This window comes from Effusibacillus lacus, assembly GCF_002335525.1.
Taxonomy (GTDB): Bacteria; Bacillota; Bacilli; order Tumebacillales; family Effusibacillaceae; genus Effusibacillus; species Effusibacillus lacus.
The window spans coordinates 13,611-33,396 of the sequence record NZ_BDUF01000007.1 but is presented as its reverse complement, the minus strand read 5'-3'; the positions used below and the strand labels follow the sequence as shown (position 1 = coordinate 33,396).

General features: G+C 49.5%; 23 protein-coding genes. 19 read left to right on the top strand and 4 right to left on the bottom strand.

Annotation, left to right across the window (positions count from 1 at the left end; translation table 11 throughout):
• The first annotated feature begins 219 nt into the window (after positions 1–219).
• The 9 genes from spoVT to EFBL_RS01385 all read left to right on the top strand — a co-directional run bounded on the left by spoVT (position 220) and on the right by EFBL_RS01385 (position 6,733).
• A complete protein-coding gene (gene spoVT, locus EFBL_RS01425) occupies positions 220–762 on the top strand; it encodes a stage V sporulation protein T (RefSeq protein ID WP_096180361.1) in 543 nt (180 codons plus the stop codon).
• A 173-nt stretch (positions 763–935) separates the two neighbouring features.
• On the top strand, positions 936–2,558 hold the full coding sequence (locus EFBL_RS01420) for a putative polysaccharide biosynthesis protein (protein ID WP_096180360.1): 1,623 nt from the start codon (positions 936–938) through the stop codon (positions 2,556–2,558).
• A gap of 13 nt (positions 2,559–2,571) precedes the next feature.
• Positions 2,572–4,032: a bifunctional methyltransferase/pyrophosphohydrolase YabN gene (gene yabN / locus EFBL_RS01415; RefSeq protein WP_096180359.1), complete on the top strand. Its 1,461-nt coding sequence runs from the start codon at positions 2,572–2,574 to the stop codon at positions 4,030–4,032.
• Between the two features lie 111 nt (positions 4,033–4,143).
• On the top strand, positions 4,144–4,419 hold the full coding sequence (gene hbs, locus EFBL_RS01410; RefSeq protein ID WP_096180358.1) for a non-specific DNA-binding protein Hbs: 276 nt from the start codon (positions 4,144–4,146) through the stop codon (positions 4,417–4,419).
• 1 nt (position 4,420) lies between these two features.
• Complete coding sequence (locus EFBL_RS01405) at positions 4,421–4,714, top strand: RNA-binding S4 domain-containing protein (RefSeq protein WP_096180357.1); 294 nt, start codon at positions 4,421–4,423, stop codon at positions 4,712–4,714.
• A gap of 120 nt (positions 4,715–4,834) precedes the next feature.
• A complete protein-coding gene (gene yabP, locus EFBL_RS01400) occupies positions 4,835–5,134 on the top strand; it encodes a sporulation protein YabP (RefSeq protein WP_096180356.1) in 300 nt (99 codons plus the stop codon).
• Positions 5,131–5,820: a spore cortex biosynthesis protein YabQ gene (gene yabQ / locus EFBL_RS01395; protein WP_096180355.1), complete on the top strand. Its 690-nt coding sequence runs from the start codon at positions 5,131–5,133 to the stop codon at positions 5,818–5,820. The genes yabP and yabQ overlap by 4 nt, the downstream gene beginning before the upstream one ends.
• Entirely contained in the window at positions 5,798–6,199 is a 402-nt protein-coding gene (locus EFBL_RS01390; protein WP_096180354.1) for an FtsB family cell division protein, read from the top strand. Before yabQ ends, EFBL_RS01390 begins: the two co-directional genes overlap by 23 nt.
• Positions 6,200–6,280: 81 nt before the next feature.
• Positions 6,281–6,733, top strand: a complete 453-nt coding sequence (locus EFBL_RS01385) for a S1 domain-containing RNA-binding protein (protein ID WP_096180353.1) — start codon at positions 6,281–6,283, stop codon at positions 6,731–6,733.
• 287 nt (positions 6,734–7,020) lie between these two features.
• Here the strand turns inward: EFBL_RS01385 and EFBL_RS01380 are convergent, their stop codons facing one another.
• From EFBL_RS01380 to EFBL_RS01365, 4 genes are all read right to left on the bottom strand, one after another.
• Complete coding sequence (locus EFBL_RS01380; RefSeq protein WP_096180352.1) at positions 7,021–7,212, bottom strand: hypothetical protein; 192 nt, start codon at positions 7,210–7,212, stop codon at positions 7,021–7,023.
• A gap of 111 nt (positions 7,213–7,323) precedes the next feature.
• Entirely contained in the window at positions 7,324–7,440 is a 117-nt protein-coding gene (gene cmpA / locus EFBL_RS01375) for a cortex morphogenetic protein CmpA (RefSeq protein ID WP_096180351.1), read from the bottom strand.
• A gap of 89 nt (positions 7,441–7,529) precedes the next feature.
• Positions 7,530–7,844 (bottom strand): MazG-like family protein, encoded by a 315-nt coding sequence (locus EFBL_RS01370; RefSeq protein ID WP_231705644.1) that lies wholly within the window; start codon positions 7,842–7,844, stop codon positions 7,530–7,532.
• A complete protein-coding gene (locus tag EFBL_RS01365; RefSeq protein ID WP_096180350.1) occupies positions 7,841–8,332 on the bottom strand; it encodes a deoxycytidylate deaminase in 492 nt (163 codons plus the stop codon). The genes EFBL_RS01370 and EFBL_RS01365 overlap by 4 nt, the downstream gene beginning before the upstream one ends.
• Positions 8,333–8,649: 317 nt before the next feature.
• Between EFBL_RS01365 and spoIIE the strand changes: the two genes are divergently transcribed.
• From spoIIE to EFBL_RS01315, 10 genes are all read left to right on the top strand, one after another.
• Positions 8,650–11,199, top strand: coding sequence for a stage II sporulation protein E (gene spoIIE, locus EFBL_RS01360; protein WP_165912572.1), 2,550 nt, complete (start codon positions 8,650–8,652; stop codon positions 11,197–11,199).
• A 57-nt stretch (positions 11,200–11,256) separates the two neighbouring features.
• Positions 11,257–11,970 (top strand): vWA domain-containing protein, encoded by a 714-nt coding sequence (locus EFBL_RS01355; protein WP_096180348.1) that lies wholly within the window; start codon positions 11,257–11,259, stop codon positions 11,968–11,970.
• Entirely contained in the window at positions 11,942–12,904 is a 963-nt protein-coding gene (locus EFBL_RS01350) for a protein kinase domain-containing protein (protein WP_096180347.1), read from the top strand. The genes EFBL_RS01355 and EFBL_RS01350 overlap by 29 nt, the downstream gene beginning before the upstream one ends.
• Before the next feature lie 4 nt (positions 12,905–12,908).
• The gene (locus EFBL_RS01345) at positions 12,909–13,685 is read left to right on the top strand and encodes a threonine/serine exporter family protein (protein WP_096180346.1); all 777 of its coding nucleotides are present in this window, start codon (positions 12,909–12,911) and stop codon (positions 13,683–13,685) included.
• A complete protein-coding gene (locus tag EFBL_RS01340; RefSeq protein WP_096180345.1) occupies positions 13,682–14,128 on the top strand; it encodes a threonine/serine exporter family protein in 447 nt (148 codons plus the stop codon). Before EFBL_RS01345 ends, EFBL_RS01340 begins: the two co-directional genes overlap by 4 nt.
• On the top strand, positions 14,100–15,536 hold the full coding sequence (tilS, locus tag EFBL_RS01335; protein WP_165912574.1) for a tRNA lysidine(34) synthetase TilS: 1,437 nt from the start codon (positions 14,100–14,102) through the stop codon (positions 15,534–15,536). The genes EFBL_RS01340 and tilS overlap by 29 nt, the downstream gene beginning before the upstream one ends.
• A gap of 29 nt (positions 15,537–15,565) precedes the next feature.
• On the top strand, positions 15,566–16,102 hold the full coding sequence (gene hpt, locus EFBL_RS01330) for a hypoxanthine phosphoribosyltransferase (RefSeq protein WP_096180343.1): 537 nt from the start codon (positions 15,566–15,568) through the stop codon (positions 16,100–16,102).
• 52 nt (positions 16,103–16,154) lie between these two features.
• Positions 16,155–18,023 carry an ATP-dependent zinc metalloprotease FtsH gene (ftsH, locus tag EFBL_RS01325; protein WP_231705643.1) on the top strand — a complete coding sequence of 623 codons (1,869 nt, stop codon included), beginning with the start codon at positions 16,155–16,157 and terminating at the stop codon, positions 18,021–18,023.
• Positions 18,024–18,112: 89 nt separating this feature from the next.
• A complete protein-coding gene (gene nadC / locus EFBL_RS01320; RefSeq protein ID WP_096180342.1) occupies positions 18,113–18,958 on the top strand; it encodes a carboxylating nicotinate-nucleotide diphosphorylase in 846 nt (281 codons plus the stop codon).
• Positions 18,959–19,007: 49 nt separating this feature from the next.
• Complete coding sequence (locus EFBL_RS01315) at positions 19,008–19,772, top strand: type III pantothenate kinase (RefSeq protein ID WP_096180341.1); 765 nt, start codon at positions 19,008–19,010, stop codon at positions 19,770–19,772.
• Positions 19,773–19,786: the final 14 nt, after the last annotated feature.

The following is a 19,786-nucleotide window of genomic DNA, read 5'->3' as shown; positions in this document are numbered from 1 at the left end:
ATTGGGTTTATTTGTTGCATATTCCCTCGTTTCTGGTAGATACTAATCGCACTTTCCCCCATTTTCTTCCGGCCTTTGCGAGAGGGAGAGTCCAGTAAATTCCAATGTAATAATTCGGACATTCGGACAAAATAATGGCAACAGAGCATAAGTGCAAGTGATGATCCTCATCTCGCATACAGTACTTACACAAATGAAAGAGAGGTCGAAACAGCATCCATGAAAGCTACTGGTATCGTCCGAAGAATTGATGATTTGGGCCGTGTCGTCATTCCGAAAGAGATTCGCCGCACGCTGAGAATTCGTGAAGGAGACCCTCTGGAAATATTCGTTGATCGAGACGGGGAAGTGATTCTGAAAAAATATTCGCCGATCGGTGAACTGGGTGATTTTGCAAAAGAATATGCGGACTCTTTATATGAAAGCCTAGGACATATTACACTCATTACCGATCGGGATGTCGTGATTGCGGTAGCGGGTACATCGAAGAAAGATTACATGGACAAGGCAATCGGAACGGATGTGGAGAAGGTTATGGAAGAACGGAAAACTTCAGTTGTATCCGCTCCAGCCGACATGTCCATTCTGAAAGAACGTACCGAACGTTTTTCCTCAAGGGTGATCGCGCCTATTATTGCGCAGGGAGACCCGATAGGCACCGTGGTCATCCTGTCCAAGGATGATGCCACAAAGATGGGCGAATTGGAAAGCAAACTGGCGGAAACCGCCGCCGGCTTTCTGGCCAAACAGATGGAACAATAATGGATCCAACCCCTCTTCCTTTTTAAAGAGCGCCCATGTGGTGCTCTATTTTTTTTGAGAACCCCGAGGAAACATACAAAAATACAAAGGGGCATAGAGTAGGGTAGGCAAGCCTGGCACGTCCAGCATGCGAATGTTTGCTATAATGGTCGTAATTGGGGGAGTGGGACGGAATGTCGGAACGGAATCTGTTCTTGCGTGGAGCGCTGGTGCTGGCTGTCGCTGGAATCCTGTCAAAGATCATGGGATCGGTCTACACCATTTTTTTGCAAAATATTATCGGAGACCGGGGAATGGGATTATTCCAGATGGCCTATCCTATTTACTCGACACTGTTGATTTTATCCACTGCGGGGTTCCCCGTGGCAGTGTCAAAATTTGTGGCCGAACACATTGCAATGGGAGACTATAGGGGAGCCAAGAAAGTGTTTCGGGCGGCAAGCGTCTTGCTGTTTTTTTCGGGAATCGCCTGTTTTCTTTTGCTCTGGTGGGGAGCCGATTGGTTTGCCCAAGTTGTGGGAGACCCGGACTCGGTCTTTGCCATTAAAGCCATCGCTCCGGCTTTATTGATTGTACCTGTAATGGCTTCCATCCGGGGATATTTTCAGGGGTGGCAGCAGATGGAGCCCACTGCCGTTTCCCAGGTAGCGGAGCAGTTTATCCGTGTGGGAACGATTATTTCCGTTTCGTGGATGCTTTTGCAATGGGGTTATGGGGAAGAGTGGGCGGCTGCCGGGGCCGCTTTCGGTGCGGTGACGGGAGCGTTCGTGTCACTGGCAATACTGGCCGGCTATGTCTGGAGAAAAAGACAGTTGTTTCGGCATGATGCTCGCATGCCAAATCGGGTCCCCGTCGAGCCAAACAAACAGATCGTCAGGAAGTTGTTTTATTATGCAATTCCCGTCTCTCTTGGCGCACTGGTTGTGCCTTTGATGAACAATGTGGATGTCATAACAGTAGGGAACTTGTTGAAGCAATCGGGCTATAGCCAGGAACGCGCAACCGAGTTGTTTGGGTTGTTGTCAGGCCGGGCATTCAAGTTGATGATGCTGCCGGCAACAATTGCAACGGCGATTGCGGCTGCACTGATGCCTGCCATCGCATCCGCTTTGGCTGTCAGAGATATACGGACTGCCTGCGACCGGATGGAATTGGCGATGCGAATGACAGTCCTGATAGCACTGCCGTCTTCCATCGGTCTGCTGTTGCTTGCAAGACCAATTGATATTATGCTGTTCAAGGATGATTCCGGAACCGCGACCATCATGGCCATCTCCTTTGCAACATTGTTTTCCTCGGTTCAATTGACAACTTCCGCCATATTGCAGGGGATGGGTTACGTTTATTTACCGGTGAGAAACTTGTTGGTCGGAGGCGGATGCAAATTCGGCTTCAATTTGTTGCTTGTACCGGTCTGGGGAATTGAAGGGGCCGCCATTTCCACTGTGCTTTCCTTCTTTGTTTCGGCACTGCTGAATATGTGGGACATCTATCGGCGCAGCGGTATAGTGTTTGATCTCCGCTTGTTGGTTTGGCGGCCCTTTGTGGCCTCTTTTCTGATGGGGATTGCCAGCTATGTTGTTTTAAGGGAGGGGTTGCCGGTTTTTTTGGAAAGCGAGTTGTCTGAACGGCTTGCCTTTGCGTGTTTTACCCTTACAGCCATAGGTGTGGCCGGTCTGGTATATGGATTGGCGCTGCTCGCTTCGGGCAGTTTAACTAAAGACGACATCCGTTCCGTGCCGCGAGTCGGGCCGCAATTGGCTCATTTTCTGGTACGGGTCGGACTCATTCGATAAGGGAGTGTTGTGGGTGTCTCGAATTCATGTCGTGGGATTGGGTCCCGGATCTTGGACAGGCCTTCCGATAGGCACGTATCAGATTTTGCAAGCGGGCAAAAAGATTTTCTTGCGTACAGAACGCCATCCGGTTGTGGAAGAATTGGTGAAAAAAGGGGTACGCTTTCATCCGCTGGACGAGCTGTACGAACGGGCTGAGGATTTTGAATCCCTGTATCAGCAGATCGTGGAGCTTCTTCTAAATGAAGCAAAGAAACATGGAGAAATTGTCTATGCGGTACCTGGGCATCCGGGAGTTGCCGAACGGTCTGTACAAATCGCTTTGCAGAAAGGTCCTGCGGCAGGAGTGGAAATCTTGCTGGGTCCGGGACACTCGTTTTTGGATGAACTGCTTTTGAAAATTGGGGTGGACCCCACTGACGGGCTATTGATTTTGGATGGCACCAGCTTGAAAGCACACAATCTGAATCCTTCCGTACATACCCTCATTGTGCAGGTTTACAATCAGGAAGTAGCCGGTGAAGTAAAGCTTACTTTAATGGATATCTATCCGGATGACTATCCGGTTACAGTCGCCCGTGCTGTGGGAGTCGCAGGCGTTGAACGGGTTGAACGGGTTCCCCTCTACGAATTGGACCATCTTGATTGGGTGGATCATTTAACAACCCTTCACTTGCCAAGCAGTACGGAAGATCGGGTAACACACCGCCAATTTTCAAAACTTGTGGAGATTGTTGAGATTCTGAGATCACCTGAGGGCTGTCCATGGGATCGGGAACAAACCCACGCTTCCATTCGAAAGAACGTGATTGAAGAGGCGTATGAGGTGGCAGAAGCGATTGATCTGGACGACCCTGATGCTTTGAGCGAAGAGTTGGGAGACTTGTTGCTGCAAGTGGTTCTGCATTCGCAGATTGCCTCGGAAGAAGGCGTGTTCACCATCTATGATGCAATCCAGTCAATTAATGACAAATTGATTCGCCGGCATCCACATGTGTTTGGTGACCGCAGCGCGGAGGATGCAGATGCTGCAATGGGTAATTGGGAGGAGATCAAACGCAGGGAAAAAGAGACCAAGGGAATCCCGCAGGAGGAATCGTTTCTTGACGCAGTCAAGAATAACATGCCTGCAATGGATGTTTCCTATAAATTGCAAAAAAAAGCTGCCGAAGTCGGGTTTGAATGGCCGGATGTGGAGGGTGTACTCAAAAAACTGAAAGAGGAAATTGAAGAACTCCGGGTAACTGAAGACAAAACGGAAGAATTGGGGGATGTATTATTCGTTCTGGTGAATTTGGCAAGATATCTAAAAGTCGATCCGGAAGAAGCTCTTTCCAGAACCAATGTCAAATTTCGTAGAAGATTTGCGTATATAGAGAAAAAACTGTCAGAACAAGGGAAATCCTTCTCCGATAGTTCCCTGGAAGAGATGGATGCCTGGTGGAATGAGTCGAAAAAACTCGAAAAAATTTAGGACTTTAGAAAAATTTCCCCAAAATATGCAGGATTTTCTGTCGAACCGCACGAATATGCAGGGTAGGTTTAATAAAACCAATAAAATCCTTGCCTGAAAGGAGATTCACGAATGAACAAGGTTGAACTCATTGCCAAAGTGGCAACCAAAGCTGGCCTCAAGAAGAAAGACGCTGAAGCTGCAGTGAACGCACTGCTTGAAGCTATCGGCCAGGCCCTCAAGAAGGGTGAGAAAGTCCAGTTGATCGGTTTCGGTACTTTCGAAACCCGTAAGCGTGCGGCTCGTAACGGCCGCAACCCGCAAACCGGCGCTGTAATCAAAATTCCCGCAACCAAGGTTCCTGCGTTCAAGCCGGGTGCCAAGTTGAAGGAAATGACCAAGAAATAAGATGCGATTAGACAAATTTCTCAAAGTTTCCCGCTTGATCAAGCGTAGAACTTTGGCGAAAGAAGTCTGCGAGCAGGGGCGAATCCAAATCAATGGTCGCCCCTCAAAAGCTTCATCAGGGGTGAAAGCGGGGGATCTCCTGACCATTACATTCGGCACAAAAGTTGTCGAAGTCAAAGTAAACGCCATTGCAGAACACGCTTCAAAAGATCAGGCAGCGGAATTGTATACGGTGGTCTCGGAAAAAAGAATACAGGGAGATCCAAGATGGGATGATGAGGATGACCCGAAATAGGTCATCCTTTCCTTCTGCCCAAGAAGTCATTTCTTGTCCCGAATGCGCATAAAGTGAGTAGCGAGACAAGCAAACCCGTGTTTGTTGCTCGCTATTTCCTTTTTGGGCGGAGGGATTCGGATGGATGAAAGATTACGCACCCATAAGCAGTTTGAGCGTCATGAGGTGACCCTCTTAAACCGGCAGGCCGTGCAGGTAACCGGTGTGATCAACGTGGAAAGTTTTGATGCACATGAATTTGTGCTCCAAACAGGATACGGTCTTTTGGTTATTCGCGGCGACAACCTTCACATTAAATCCTTGAATTTGGAAAACGGTCTGGTTCAGATTGAGGGAATGGTATTTGACCTTGGGTATTTTGATGACAAGATATCGCCCACGGAAAAAGCCAAAGGGTTTCTCGGGAAACTGTTCAAATGACATTACAGACACAATATATGACCCTAATGGTGATGGGCTTAAACGGCATGTTATTGGGTGCCGTCTATGACATGTATCGGGTTGTGCTTCGTCATTGGAAATTTTTGCGGTGGGCAAGCCCGGTCTTTGATCTCGCTTTTTGGGTGCTGGCGGTATTTCTTGTCTTTTGGAGCTTGATGTGGGCCAATAACGGAGAGCTTCGACTCTATGTTTTTGTATTAATGGGAATCGGACTGGCCGTATACCGGCTTCTCTTCCGAAAAATAGTGATCGGAAGCACAGTAGGAATCATTATGAGTATTGGCTTTCTATGCCTGTCCGTATATAAAGGATTCTTAATTTTTGTTGTCGGGCCTATCCAGCAATTGTGGCGAACTCTTATCATCATCCTGAGGGCTTTTGACCGACTGCTGCGCGTGTTGGAGAAAGTAATTCTTTGGCCGTTCCAACCGCTTGGGAAAATTCTGCAATGGCTTGGGAAACAGTTGTTCAGGTGGACAAAGAAGCTTAGTAACCCCCTGATCCGGCCTTTCCTTCCATATCTAAGTCCCTGGTGGAACAGGCTGATGCAAAAAACCGCTCCAGTACTGGACAATTTCAAATCACTTGCCGCAAGAGGAAAAGGAATTTGGTCGAGATTGACGAATTGGTTATTCAACGGGAATGAAGACAACCCCAAGTCCTAACTCAGGTGATTTGATGAGAAAATCCCGATATTCCAAGACCGGACAATCAAATATCGTCTATGTATCTCCGGCTCAAGGGCGCCCCGCTTCTCAAGCGGAATCTGGAAGGAAAAAGAAGTTCCGCTTTAGGACGCTCTTTCTGGTCGGCTTTTCCTTATGGGCGATCTACACTTTTGTTTTTGTGATAATGCCCAACCAGTCGCGACTGAAGAATGAACAGGAACAACTGAGCCGGCAATTGACGGAACTTCAACAACAGGAACAGCAGTTAATGACACAATACACAAACTTGCAGGACGATTCTTATATCGCCCGGCTTGCACGTAAATACTATAATATGATTAAGCAAGGCGAAATTATATTCAAACCCGGAGAATAGCCTTCTTGACACTTTTTCCGGCAGTCGCATATAATTTGAAATGGTAAATGGTTTTCAATTTTAAGGGGGAGCTTTTTTTTCATGTCGATCGAATTGGGCAGCAAACTTGAGGGCAAGGTTACGGGAATTACTCATTTTGGAGCGTTTGTGCTGCTACCCGGAGGTGTCACCGGCTTGGTGCACATTTCGGAGATCGCCGATTCTTATGTAAAAGATATAAACGAGCATCTTAAGGTCAATGATACAGTAACGGTCAAAGTGTTGAACGTCGATAAGGACGGAAAGATCGGATTGTCAATCCGCCAGGCGGTTGACAAACCGGTGGAACCTGTTGGGGCTCCACGCCAACGGGGAGACCGCTTTGAGTCTGGCGGAAGAAACTTTGAACGTGCTTCTCGTGACCGGGGACACCGCAAGCCCGAGAAGAGTTTTGAAGACAAGCTTTCCAAGTTTTTGAAGGAGAGCGAGGATCGACTGTTGGCTCTTAAGCGAAGCGAAAGCAAGCGTGGTGGGCGCGGCGGACGCAGAGGATAATTGGATTTTTGCAAGCTCAGGCATTCCGGAGACGGAATGCTATTTTACTGGGTGCATGTTTTGCTGAAAGGAAGAAACACTAGGATAGGGAAGCACTTTTCACCTTAATTGGAGGGCGGCCAGTAAAATGCACCCAATCGTGTGGTCATATATCGGAATTGCTGTTGCAGTTCTTGCTTTGTTGGCGTTTCCTGCTTGGTGGATGATTGCAAACTACAGAAGAAGAGACAAGGAGAAGGCAAAATGAAAGAGCTTCCCGTATCCGAAACGGGAAGCTCTTGTTTTGACTACGGATTCACAATCGGGTCCACAGTAAAGGAAATAATTCCGGACGCGAGAAACACTCCAAATGTGACGAACATCAATCCTGCCAGAAAGAACCGGCGTTCGCGAGCCAAGGACAGCATCGGAGGAAATGCCATGATCGCGAAGATCAGAAGAACAATACCAGTCAATACAGGGTGTGTATAAGTTGGCATACAAATTCACCTCAAATCCAATGTATCCACGAATGCACAGATTGATTCAATTATAGACTTGAATTGAAAGGCTGTCAAAGAAAAATCAATGACAATTCTGTGCAGCAAGGATTACATTGCATTTGCATTTTTTCTGTATTTGAAAAACACCCTGTTCAACATAATGACAGAATGCTTGTCGTGCTCGCGAAAGGCACGTTGCAGTTGGTTCCGAAGCCAACTGGGCATGTCTTTCCCCCCTCGCAACTGGGCTGGTGCTCTAGTATACGCACCAAACGGGGAAAATGTACCCACGTACCTTCAATTTGACGGATTTGCTAGTCGCAGTAGCCCTTACTTCGCAGTTTTTTGATATGCTCCTGCAAGACTTTATCGATATCTACCCCGTATTTTTCCTCGAGAACATACATCATGGTAATGCAAGTTTGTGCGGTATCGGCAAGTTCACTGGCAATTCTCTCCATGACGCCTTCGTTTACCTCGTTGGCTTCCCCTGACAGATTCCTGAACTTGCCAATGGCTTGTGCAAGCTCGCCTGCTTCTTCCAACAGTTTCAAAGCGGTGGATTCGAGAGTCGGACTCAACTTGTTCAACCGCGGCAGGGTGATTGTCTTCATATTCGAGGTCTTCACGGTTGTTCACCTCCAGACGGGCTTGTTCGCCAACCAATATCTTCCTCAAGTTTCCGCCAGTCTCCATCGCATGCGTCGTCAAACGCCACAACTTGCATGCCGGACCGTTCCAAGATTCTTATAGAGATGGGGCTTCGCCGGTAGTCGTTTTTATAAATCACTGCGGATATTCCGTAATCCACCAGTTCCTTGGCACAATCAGGGCATGGAAAATGAGTGACAAATGCGATCCCGTTACGAGCTTTGTCAGCCGCACGCCGCAATGCATTCCGTTCCGCATGCAGCGTAGCTTTGCAATGTCCATGCTCGTCAAAGTCACACCCCACATCTTCACAGTGCGGGTGGCCCGGCAACGAACCGTTGTAGCCCAGCCCGTGGATCACTCCGTCCCTTCCAACCACCACGCAGCCGACATGTACGCGGCAGGTGGAAGCACGAGAAAGCTCTTCCGCAATCTTCATGTAGATAGAATATTTGATTGGCCGCATTCCTGTTTGCCCCTTATCAGTTTGTTACTTTCTACGATACAGATTTTCACTGATCCTGTCGACAGTCCAAAAAAGGTTTCGACAGGTTCAGCCTTGTTTCAGCACCGGCGAAATGCCTGATTTTCAAGGGATCGAGTGGGGAACCGCCATATGCAGGGCCTTTTGCAACTTAAACAGGAATTAATTCTTGAGTAATGACGGCGGATTTGGCTGTTCTTTGTCGGAAAAAATGCTGTAAAATCAGCGGATTCCGACAAACTTTGTAAAAGAGCCCTGCTATAATGGCCCTACTTAAATCGGGAATCGGGGGAATCAGAATGTGGAAAAGGTTTTGGCAGTCGCAGCCGGCGGGAGTCCAAGCAGGTGATGGGGGAGTCCAAATCGCCCCGGGATTGCAAGAGAAGTTTACAAGGTGGACAAGCTTCAGAAAGACGTGGGAACATAAAACAGGCTTGAAATCATCGGTTGTACTGGTGATAATGGCATTCTTCCTTGGAAGGGCTGAAATCCTCGGGGAGATTTCGCCGTTTGCACTCGCGCTTTATGCTGTAATGCTTCATCTCCGTAAAGGAATGTCGGGCAAAATCATGATTGCGCTACTGATAGGGGCATTGACCATACACAACTTATCCCATGTAATGTCCCTTGCTGTAATGCTTCTGCTCTACTTGGGGCTTCACAAGCTCTTGTCCCGCAGAAAGGCATTTAACCTGAACATGGTGCCATTCATTGTGTTTCTAATGGATTCCGGAACCAGGATTGGAATTTCATTGGCACTGGACGACATGACCCGATATTCGTTGGTGATGGGACTTATTGAAGGGTTTCTGGCAATGGTCCTGACGTTGATCTTTATCCAGTCACTGCCAGTTTTCACCTTCAAACGCGGGGCAAAAGAACTCCGCAATGAGGAGATTTTCTGTTTAATCATCCTGATGGCCTCCGTTTTAACGGGACTAACGGGTATTCAATTGGGTTCCATGTCCTTTGAGAACATCTTCAGCCGTTATTTGATCATGCTGTTTGCTTTGATAGGCGGGGCTGGAGTAGGAGCGAGCGTTGGCGTTGTAACCGGCATAATCCTGGCAATGGCAAGCCTGGCAGCCGTATCTCAGGTGGGGATGCTGGCGTTTGCCGGATTATTGGGGGGATTGCTTAAGGATGCGAAAAAAGTTGGGACAGGCCTGGGGTTTCTGTTGGGAACGTCTATCCTGGCGGTGTATGTGGAAGAGCTTCCACAGGTTCTGACAGCTGCCCAGGAAACCATCTCCGCATTCCTGCTGCTGTTGTTCACCCCCAAATCTTTTATTGAGCAGGTATCCCGCTATGTTCCGGGAACCCATCAACACTACCTGTCCCAACAGGATTATGCCAGAAGGGTACGGGATCTAATGGCGGGGAGAATCAAGGAGATCTCCAGCGTATTCCAGGAGTTGTCCCGTACATTCTCTCAGCTTTCCGCCATTGGACGTCGCAGCCATGATGAAGCCCTGAACAAAATGATGAATGTTGTGGCAAAGCAAGTTTGTACCTCTTGTTTCAAGCGGGATCAATGTTGGGACAAAGAGTTTTACCAGACCTACCACGCGTTTCTTGAAACTGTTGAAGTTATTGAACGGGAGGGGGTGGTGGTCAAGGAGAACCTGCCTGAAAGCTTTGAACGAAAGTGCGTCCGAACAGACCAGGTTCTCCCTGTGCTGTACAATGTGTCCGATTCGATCAAGCGCGACATGGCCTGGCAGGGGAGGCTCCAGGAAAGCAGGGAACTGGTAGCCGCTCAGTTAAACGGGGTATCGGGCATCATGCAAGATCTGACGAGGGAATTGCAGAAAGAAAACCATGCTTCAGCCGACCATGAAGAGCTGATTGTGGCGTCTCTTGAGCAGTTGGGATTGTCCATACGTTCGGTTGATATCATTTCACTGGAAGAAGGAAAGGTGGAAATTGAAGTCACCCAGGCTTTGTCCTTCGACATGAGCGAGTGTGAAAAACTGATTGCTCCATTGTTGTCGGAAATTATCGGAGAGAATATTGTAGTGGAAAACAAGAGTGGAAACGGGGACGGGGGGCTGACCGCCCTTTTCCGGTCGGCCAAACTGTACCATGTGGAAACGGCAGTAACATCAGCTGCCAAAGATGGAAAGATCTTGAGCGGGGACTCCTATACAACACTGGATGTTGGAAACGGGAAATTCGCGGTTGCCGTGTCCGACGGGATGGGAAACGGAGAAAGAGCCATGCAGGAGTCAAGTGCTGCCATACGTTTGCTGCAGCAACTCCTGAAAGCGGGTTTTGAGGAACAGCTGGCCATAAGGACGGTGAATTCGGTCCTGTTGCTGCGCTCGAAGGATGAGATCTTTACGACCCTCGACTTGGCACTGATTGACCAGTTTACGGCCAAGACCGAATTTTTGAAGATCGGTTCCGTTCCTTCATTTATAAAAAGGGGGCGCAATGTTACCAGCATTAAGGGGGAGAATGTCCCCATCGGCATTCTGCAAGACATTGATATTCAATCGGTGGAAGCGGAATTGGAAGTGGGCGACCTTCTGATCCTGATGTCGGATGGAATCTACGATTCTCCAAAACATGTCAATGACAAGGAGGACTGGTTTAAGAAGAAGATTGAAAGAATGGACTCTGATGATCCGCAGGCGATAGCCGACATGCTGGTTGAACTTGCCGTTCGCCTGAATCACGGGAAGATCGGAGACGACATGACCGTTCTGGTTGCCAAGATTGAAAGGTACAAACCTGAATGGGCAACCATTAAAATTCCGGGTTTGAAGCGAATCAAACGCGGGAAACAAAATGGCGGAGCTCCTGTGCCTTTGCAGGGAGCAGTTGAAAAAACAACACTCTCCTAGTTTAAGAGTCTACCTCCCCGGACAAACTGGAAATAAAAGTTTTGGGGAGTGAGAAACATGTGGGAAAAGGTAACAATTAACCAGATATTGTTGGTAACAGACGGATGTTCAAATATTGGCGGTGATCCGGTCCAGGCTGCAGAGACTGCGCGTAAGGCTGGCATCACGGTAAATGTAATAGGAATCATTGACGCAGGGGCTCTTGGAACGGGTGGCGAACGGGAAGCAACGGAAATCGCATCCGCAGGCGGGGGGGTGTGCCGAATCGTGGAGGCAAAGCAATTGGCGCAGACGATGCAGATGATGACCCGGCATACCATGCAATTGACAATTCAGCAAGCGGTCAACAGGGAACTGAAGACGATGATTGGAAGGGAACTGGAGGATATTCATCCATTCAAGAGGGTTGAAATTGCTTCCATGATTGATCAAGCGGGGGAGAAAGCGAAACTTCGCCTGATCTTGCTCGTGGATGTCTCTGCCAGCATGAAGGACAAGTTGCCGCAGGTCAGAGAGGCCATCCGGGATCTGGAGATCGGTTTGGATGCAAGAATGGGGGAGCATCAAATTGCGGTAATGACCTACCCGGCACCGGGCAATCCTGCAAGAGTGCTGTCTCACTTCACTGAAAAACCGGGACTGGCGGCCATTGGCAGTGAATTGTCGGCATCCGGCGGGACACCTACGGGTCCCGCGTTGGAACAAGCCATCAGCCTGCTTCTGGGGGAAAAGGGGATGCAAGATGGCAGAGCGCGCAGCTATGTCGTGTAACATAACGGGTCGCTGGAACGGTCGATCCTATCGAATCATTCGGTCCCTGGGAATCGGGGCAAACGGTAAGGTTTATCTGGTGGGGGAGAATGACCGCCAATATGCCATTAAGATTTCTCGTGACGCTGCGGGAGTGGCGCTTGAGTACCGACTGCTGCGGCAACTTCAGGCACAACAGCAAAACGGTGTTGAAAACTCGGTCCAAGGCAGTCGCCTGGGCCCTTTTGTTTATGATCTTGACGATTTTCCCGGAGATGGCGGGAAGCCTGTTCATTTTTACACGATGGAGTATATCCCTGGGATTCCGATAACTTCCTACGTCCGGGAAAAAGGGAGATCGGAAATCGGACGGCTGTTTCAGCAATTACTGAATTATTTGCGGCAGCTCCATCGTTTGGGATACGCATTCGGGGACCTCAAAGCGGAAAATGTGCTGGTCAATCCGTTGAGCGGTGAGTTGAGGTTGGTCGATTTTGGGGGTGCCACACGGTTTGGAGAAGGAATCCGGCAATATACCGAATGGTATGACAGGGCCTATTGGAACGCGGGTTCACGACGGGCGGACATTCAATATGACCTGTTTGCCGCAGGCATGTTGATGCTTCGGTTGCTCTTGCCGGAAGCGCAAAGAATCGACGTTGGCAGGGGGGGGTTTAGAAAAATCAGGCGATTGCTCCAACAGAGTCCAGAGATGCAACCTTGGCAGGGTGTGCTTGAACGGGCTTGGCGGGGGAATTACCGGGATGCATCGGAGATGCTGCGGGCGGTCTCATTCGTGAAGTCTTCAGGATGGAAGACACACCAGGGGATTCCCGGCCGGGTACACAAACAGGTCAATAGAACCGAAGCAGACTGGGACTGGTCCCATTGGGTGGCCGTTGGGTCTGCCGTTCTATGCCTTGCCATGATACTGCGGGTATTTATGGTAAGATAGAAGCATGGACACGAATTTTCACCTACCAACAATTGTAAAGATCTGCTTGAAGGCGGGCGCCCTTATGCTGAAAAACGGTGCCGAAACCGCAAGGGTCGAAGAGACGATTGAGCGCATCGGCAGGTCTTGCGGCGCACATTCGGTATACAGTTTTGTCACACCGACTGGCATTTTTATCAGCGTGACGGCTGATGAAGGCCATCTTACGAGAATGTACCGGATCGGGGAGGGGCTGCAGACCGACCTTACAAAGGTGGCAAGGATCAATAGCGTATCCCGACAATTTGAGAGCGGGAAGATCACCGTGCAGCAGGTTTGGGAGCAACTGCTGGCCATTGAAAAGGCTGAACCCGAATACCCCAATTGGCTCAGACAAATTGCTGCGGCTCTTTCTGGGGGTGTATTTACCTTGTTGTTTCAAGGGGGGATGGGCGATTTTCTGCCGGGAGCTTTTTGTGCCGCCCTGTCCAATTATCTGATGGAAGTGTTTGATCGGCGAATGCCGCGGTTTCTTGCCGTCTTTTTTGCGGCACTGGCCGGAACTTCGCTTGCAATGCTTACCGTAAGCGCGGGAATAGGAAAGAATTTCTATCAGATCAGCCTGGGGGCCCTAATTCCGCTGGTGCCCGGTCTGGCCATCACCAACGCTGTCCGGGACCTAATGGCCAATGATCTGTTGTCAGGTGTCGCCCGTTCGGCAGAAGCCATGCTTACCGCTTTTGCCATTGCCGTCGCGGTCGCATTAGTGTTTGCCTTAAAGATCGGGGGCTTGTTGCAATGATTCAGCCAGTATTGGGGTTTATCGCCACGATTGCCTTTGCGATCATTTATAATGTTCCGAAACAGGCTCTGATTCCGGCAGGGATCATAGGCGCAGGGGCGCTGATGATCAGGCATTGGGCCGAGCAATTCGGTTTGAATCCGGTTGCGGGAGTATTCATGGGGGCTTTTTTTGTTTCCGTATCCAGCGAGGTTCTGGCGCGGATCCAGAAGCTTCCGGGAACCGTGTTTATTGTGTCCGGCATTCTGATGTTGGTTCCGGGGATGAGCGCACTTAACACCATGCGGGCATTTGTGCAAGCCGACTATGCCACGGGTATTGCCAATGCGACTCAAACTCTGTTGATGGCAGGGGGAGTGGCGGCCGGTCTTGTATTGGCAGGCGCCCTGGTTCGGATGGACAGGAGGAAACAGCGTGTTGCACAAGGTCAAACGGACGATTGAGGAACATGGTCTCTTTGCAAACGGGGAACGGATCGTAGTAGGCGTTTCGGGAGGAGCGGACTCGGTTGCATTGCTGAACATTCTGCATGAGTTGGCAAAGGAAACAGGATATGGGCTGCATGTTGCACATGTGGAGCATGGCCTGCGGGGAAGAGAGTCTTTGGCAGATGCCGAATTTGTTCAACAGTTATGCAACAAACTTGGATTGCCGTTTCATATCGATCGGCCGGATGTAAAATCGTTTGCCAGAGAACATGGGATGTCCACACAAGTGGCGGCCAGAGAACTAAGATACCGCTTTTTCCTGAAGATCGCCCATAAGGTGGATGCTCCGAAAATTGCCCTTGCCCATCATGCCGACGATCAGGCGGAAACGGTCTTAATGCGCATTCTGCGAGGCACGTCCATATCCGGTCTGGCCGGAATTTCCATTCTTAGGAAATTCGGTCATGTCGAAATTGCCAGGCCGCTTCTTTACGTTTGGAGAGAGGAAATTGAAAAGTTCTGCCAAACGGCCAATTTGGAATACCGAAACGATTCCTCGAATGCATTAACCGATTATTTTCGCAATAAGATACGATTACAACTGATTCCCATGCTCCAGTCGGAATATAACGAAAACGTGAAGCGGACATTGATCCAATTGGGTGAACTGGCCTCAGAAGAGGATCGCTATATGAAAGAGCAGGCTGCCTCTCTTCTGAAAACCCTGATTAAGGAAAGAACAGACGTTAGAATTGCCGTCAGCGCAGAGCATCTTGTTCGATCTCCACTTGCTTTACAACGCCGTGCAATTACACTAATATTATATTATCTGTGCGGACATACCAATGAGTGGGAAGCCAAGCATATCGAGCAGATACTTGCTTTGGCGCAACACCCGGTTCCCTCTGCCCGGATCCACTTGCCAAACGGGATTCAGGCCTGGAGGGAGTATCAATTGTTACATATTGGAACAGAAGACAGAACAGTGTTTCCCGGGGATTGGCAGCAAACGGAATTGATGATTCCCGAAATGCCGGCATATGCTCCTGCAAAGCCTTTTTTGTTTGAAATACCGGAATTGGCAATGCGGGGAAGCATGCAAGTAAAGGATGGAGCCATAACTCCCGCAAGCAGGTGGGAGGCCGCGTTTGACTACGAAGAAGTGTGCGGGCGGAAATTTATAATAAGAAAACGCCGCCACGGGGATGTCATCCGACCTTACGGCATGCAAGGCAGCAAAAAAATAAAAGAAATTCTGATGGAAGCCCGGATTCCCAAGGCTCTTCGTGATACCTGGCCGATTTGGGTCTTGGGAGATGAAATCGTTTGGGTAACGGGAATTCGCCGGGGGCAAGGGGCACTTGTCCAACCGCAAACCCGGAGGACCCTTCTCATTGTTGTGGAAAGCTCAGTTCAGAGGTGACTTGAATCATCCAGGAGGTACACCCGGAAATGCACAACGATATAAAACACATCTTGTTCACCGAAGAACAGATCCAAAACCGGATCGGTGAATTGGGAGCGCGAATTGCTCAGGATTATGCAGACAAGAACCCCTTGGTCATTTGTGTCCTGAAAGGGGCCGTTCTGTTTATGTCCGATCTGGTGAAACGAATAGAAGTTCCCCTGGAAATGGACTTTATGGCCATTTCCAGTTATGGAGTTTCGACCAAATCGTCTGGCGTGGTTCGTATTCTCAAAGACCTTGAAACCGGCGTTGAGGGCCGGCATGTGTTGATTGTGGAGGATATTGTGGATACGGGACTGACGCTCAGCTACTTGAGGGATTCCCTGCTAAGAAGGGATGCCGCTTCAGTTCGGATTGTCACCCTGTTTAACAAGCCGAGCGGCCGCAAAATTGAGATTACCCCTGATTATTCCGGCTTTGAAGTGCCGGACGAATTTATTGTCGGGTATGGTCTTGACTATGCGGAAAAATATCGGAACCTGCCCTATGTCGGCGTTCTGAAACCAGAAATTTACAGTTGATATGAGAAAGGTCGCTGCTGTGTTCCGGGTTGTGACCGGGAGGAGGTAAGAGATGAATAAGGTTTTCCGCAATCTCGGATTTTACTTGATGATTTTTCTCATCATTGTCGGGATTGTCAGTTTTGTAACGAACGGTACTCAGGAAACGGTTGAAAAGCCTTACAATTATGTATTGGAACAGATGAGAGCAGGCAATGTGAAAACCGTTGAAGTTACCCCTGACGGTTTGACCCTGCGCCTCAACGTTACCTTAAATGACAACAACAAGGTGACATCACGTGCCATCATAAGCGATGTGTTTGCGCAAGAGCTGCAAAACACCAAGGCGGATGTGAAAATCAACGAACCCCCCCGGGATTCGGTTTGGATCACGATCTTTACCGGCATCTTGCCGTTTATCATCATGTTCGTATTGTTCTTCTTCCTATTGAACCAGGCCCAGGGCGGCGGCTCCAAAGTGATGAACTTTGGTAAGAGCCGCGCGAAACTCTATACGGAAGAGAAGAAAAAAGTCACTTTTAATGATGTGGCGGGTGCGGATGAAGAGAAAAACGAACTGGTGGAAGTGGTGGAGTTCCTGAAAGACCCCCGGAAATTTGCCGCATTGGGTGCCCGTATTCCGAAAGGGGTCCTGTTGGTGGGACCTCCCGGTACCGGTAAAACCCTGCTTGCCAGAGCGGTTGCGGGAGAAGCCGGAGTTCCGTTCTTCTCCATTTCCGGTTCCGACTTTGTAGAAATGTTTGTCGGGGTGGGTGCATCCCGAGTACGTGACTTGTTTGAACAAGCGAAGAAAAATGCTCCCTGTATCATCTTTATCGATGAAATTGACGCTGTTGGACGCCACCGGGGAGCAGGTCTTGGCGGCGGACACGATGAGCGTGAACAGACATTAAACCAGTTATTGGTGGAAATGGACGGGTTCGGTGCAAACGAAGGAATTATTATCATTGCAGCCACCAACAGGCCTGATATCCTTGACCCGGCATTGCTTCGTCCAGGACGCTTTGACCGCCAGATTACCGTTGACCGCCCGGATGTAAAGGGACGGCAGGAGATTCTTAAAGTGCACGCGAGAAACAAACCTCTTGCAGAGAACGTGAACCTGGACGCCATCGCCAAGATGACTCCCGGCTTCACGGGAGCCGACCTGGAGAACCTGCTGAACGAAGCGGCCTTGCTTGCTGCAAGGCGCAACAAGAAAGACATTGAGATGCCCGAGATTGATGAAGCAATTGATCGTGTGATTGCGGGACCCGAGAAAAGGTCTCGCGTAGTATCGGAAAAAGAACGCCGTCTGGTAGCCTACCACGAATCCGGCCATGCGGTTGTGGGGTACTTCCTCGAAGGTGCGGACGAGGTGCATAAGGTTACCATTATCCCTCGCGGAATGGCTGGGGGATACACGGTAATGCTGCCAAAAGAAGACCGTTGGTTTGCCACAAAAGGAGAAATGCTTGACAAGGTCTGTGGACTGTTGGGCGGAAGGGTGGCAGAACAACTGGTACTTGGCGAAATTTCAACTGGAGCGCACAATGATCTTGAAAGGGCAACAGGAATAATCCGTCGAATGATCACTGAGTTTGGCATGAGTGAAAAACTGGGCCCGCTGCAGTTTGGCCATCGCCAGGGGCAAGTGTTTCTGGGGCGCGATATAGCATCGGAGCAAAACTACAGTGATGCCATTGCGTATGAAATCGACAAAGAAATGCGGGAAATGATTGATAAGTGCTACAAAAGGACCGAACAGGTTCTGACCGAACACCGGGATAAGCTTGAGTTGTTGGCACAAACCCTCCTGGAGAAGGAAACCTTGGATAAAGCCCAGATTGAAAAGCTTATGAAGGGTGAGAACCTGGCTGACACTCCGGACCCGGCTGCCAATGATCGGGAAAAACCGGAGAATCAAGGACCGCAGGAATAACTTAAGCCAGATCCAATAAAAGCACCCGGTCACCCGGGTGCTTTGTATCAGACAAAACGGGAGCCTGCTCCCCGGCGAGAGGTGCCAATATGAAACTTGATCTTCGAGTGATTGAACCTTACATTGTCCGGTCATTGGAAGAAGATATCGGTTTTGCGGACATCACCACTGACAGTATTGTACCGCCGGATCAACGGGCAAAAGGTGTTTTGTACATGCGGGAACCTGGCATTCTGGCGGGAATTCAGGTAGCCGAACAAGTGTTCAAAACGTTGGATTCGGGCTTAAACGTCGCCGCTCGGGCAAAAGATGGAGAGTCAGTCGCGGCGGGACAAGCCATTCTTGAAATATCCGGATCAGCCCGTTCCATCCTGACGGCAGAACGGGTTGCGCTGAATTTTGTGCAGCGATTGTCGGGCATTGCAACCCGGACTGCCAGATTTGTAGAATTGGTCCGTTACTACAATGCCAAGATTGTTGATACCCGGAAGACAACACCGGGCCTCCGCCTGTTGGAGAAATATGCGGTAACGGTTGGAGGCGGGAGAAACCACCGGTTTGGTTTGTATGATGCGGTCGTTATCAAAGAAAATCATATTCGGTTGGCTGGCGGAATCAAGCAGGCCATCATGACAGCCCGCCACCATATTCCCCACACAACAAAGGTGGAAGTGGAAGTTCACTCCCTGGAACAAATTGAAGAAGCTTTGGAAGTGAAAGCGGATATTATACTGCTCAGCAATATGGGCAATGAAATGCTGCGGGAGGCGGTGGACCTTGTTGCTGGCCGTGCCATTACCGAAGCGTCAGGCGACGTATCGGAAGAAACGGTCGTGGATATAGCAAAGACAGGTGTTGATTATATTGCGGTTGGGACCGTAACTTCTTCGGCCAGAAGTTTGGACATCTCATTGGAACTGGTTAATGAGGGATAACAAGTATTAGTGCACTTTCTTTAAAGCTGGCGGGCAGGGGGAATCTGGTTTGATCTTTGTAGTTGACGTGGGGAACACCAACATTGTGCTGGGAGTGTATGACGGGAAACATCTTGCGCACCACTGGCGGATTGCCACTGTCCGGGACCGGACGGAAGACGAGTTGGGAATTCTGATGAAAGCTTTGTTCCAGGACAAGGGTATCCTCTTTGAGGATATTGACGCGATTGTCATATCATCGGTGGTTCCTCCTCTGATGTTTGCGTTGGAACGGATGTGCGAAAAATACTTCGGCGTCAAGCCATTGGTCGTAGGGCCCGGAATCAAGACGGGCCTCAACATACATATGGAAAATCCTCGGGAAGTGGGAGCAGACCGGATTGTCAACGCAATCGGAGCACTTGAGGAATACGGCTCCCCGCTGATCGTTGTTGACTTTGGCACAGCCACAACCTTTTGTGTCTTGAATGAGAAGGGACAATATCTGGGGGGGCCGATTGCTCCCGGCATTGGAATTTCAACGGATGCACTGTTCCAGAGGGCAGCCAAACTCCCTCGGATCGAACTTGTCCGTCCGCCAACTGTTGTTGGCCGCAATACTGTAAGCAACATTCAGTCTGGAGTATATTACGGGTTTATTGGCCAGGTAGACGGAATCGTAAACCGGATCAAGCAAGAAATGGGCTTGCCCTTCAAGGTTATTGCAACAGGTGGCTTTGCCAAGCTGATAGCTGCCGACTCCTACACCATTGAAGCAGTCGATCCGTTCTTGACTCTAAAGGGACTACGCCTGATTTGGGAGAAGAACCAATAAGTTCGATAATCATT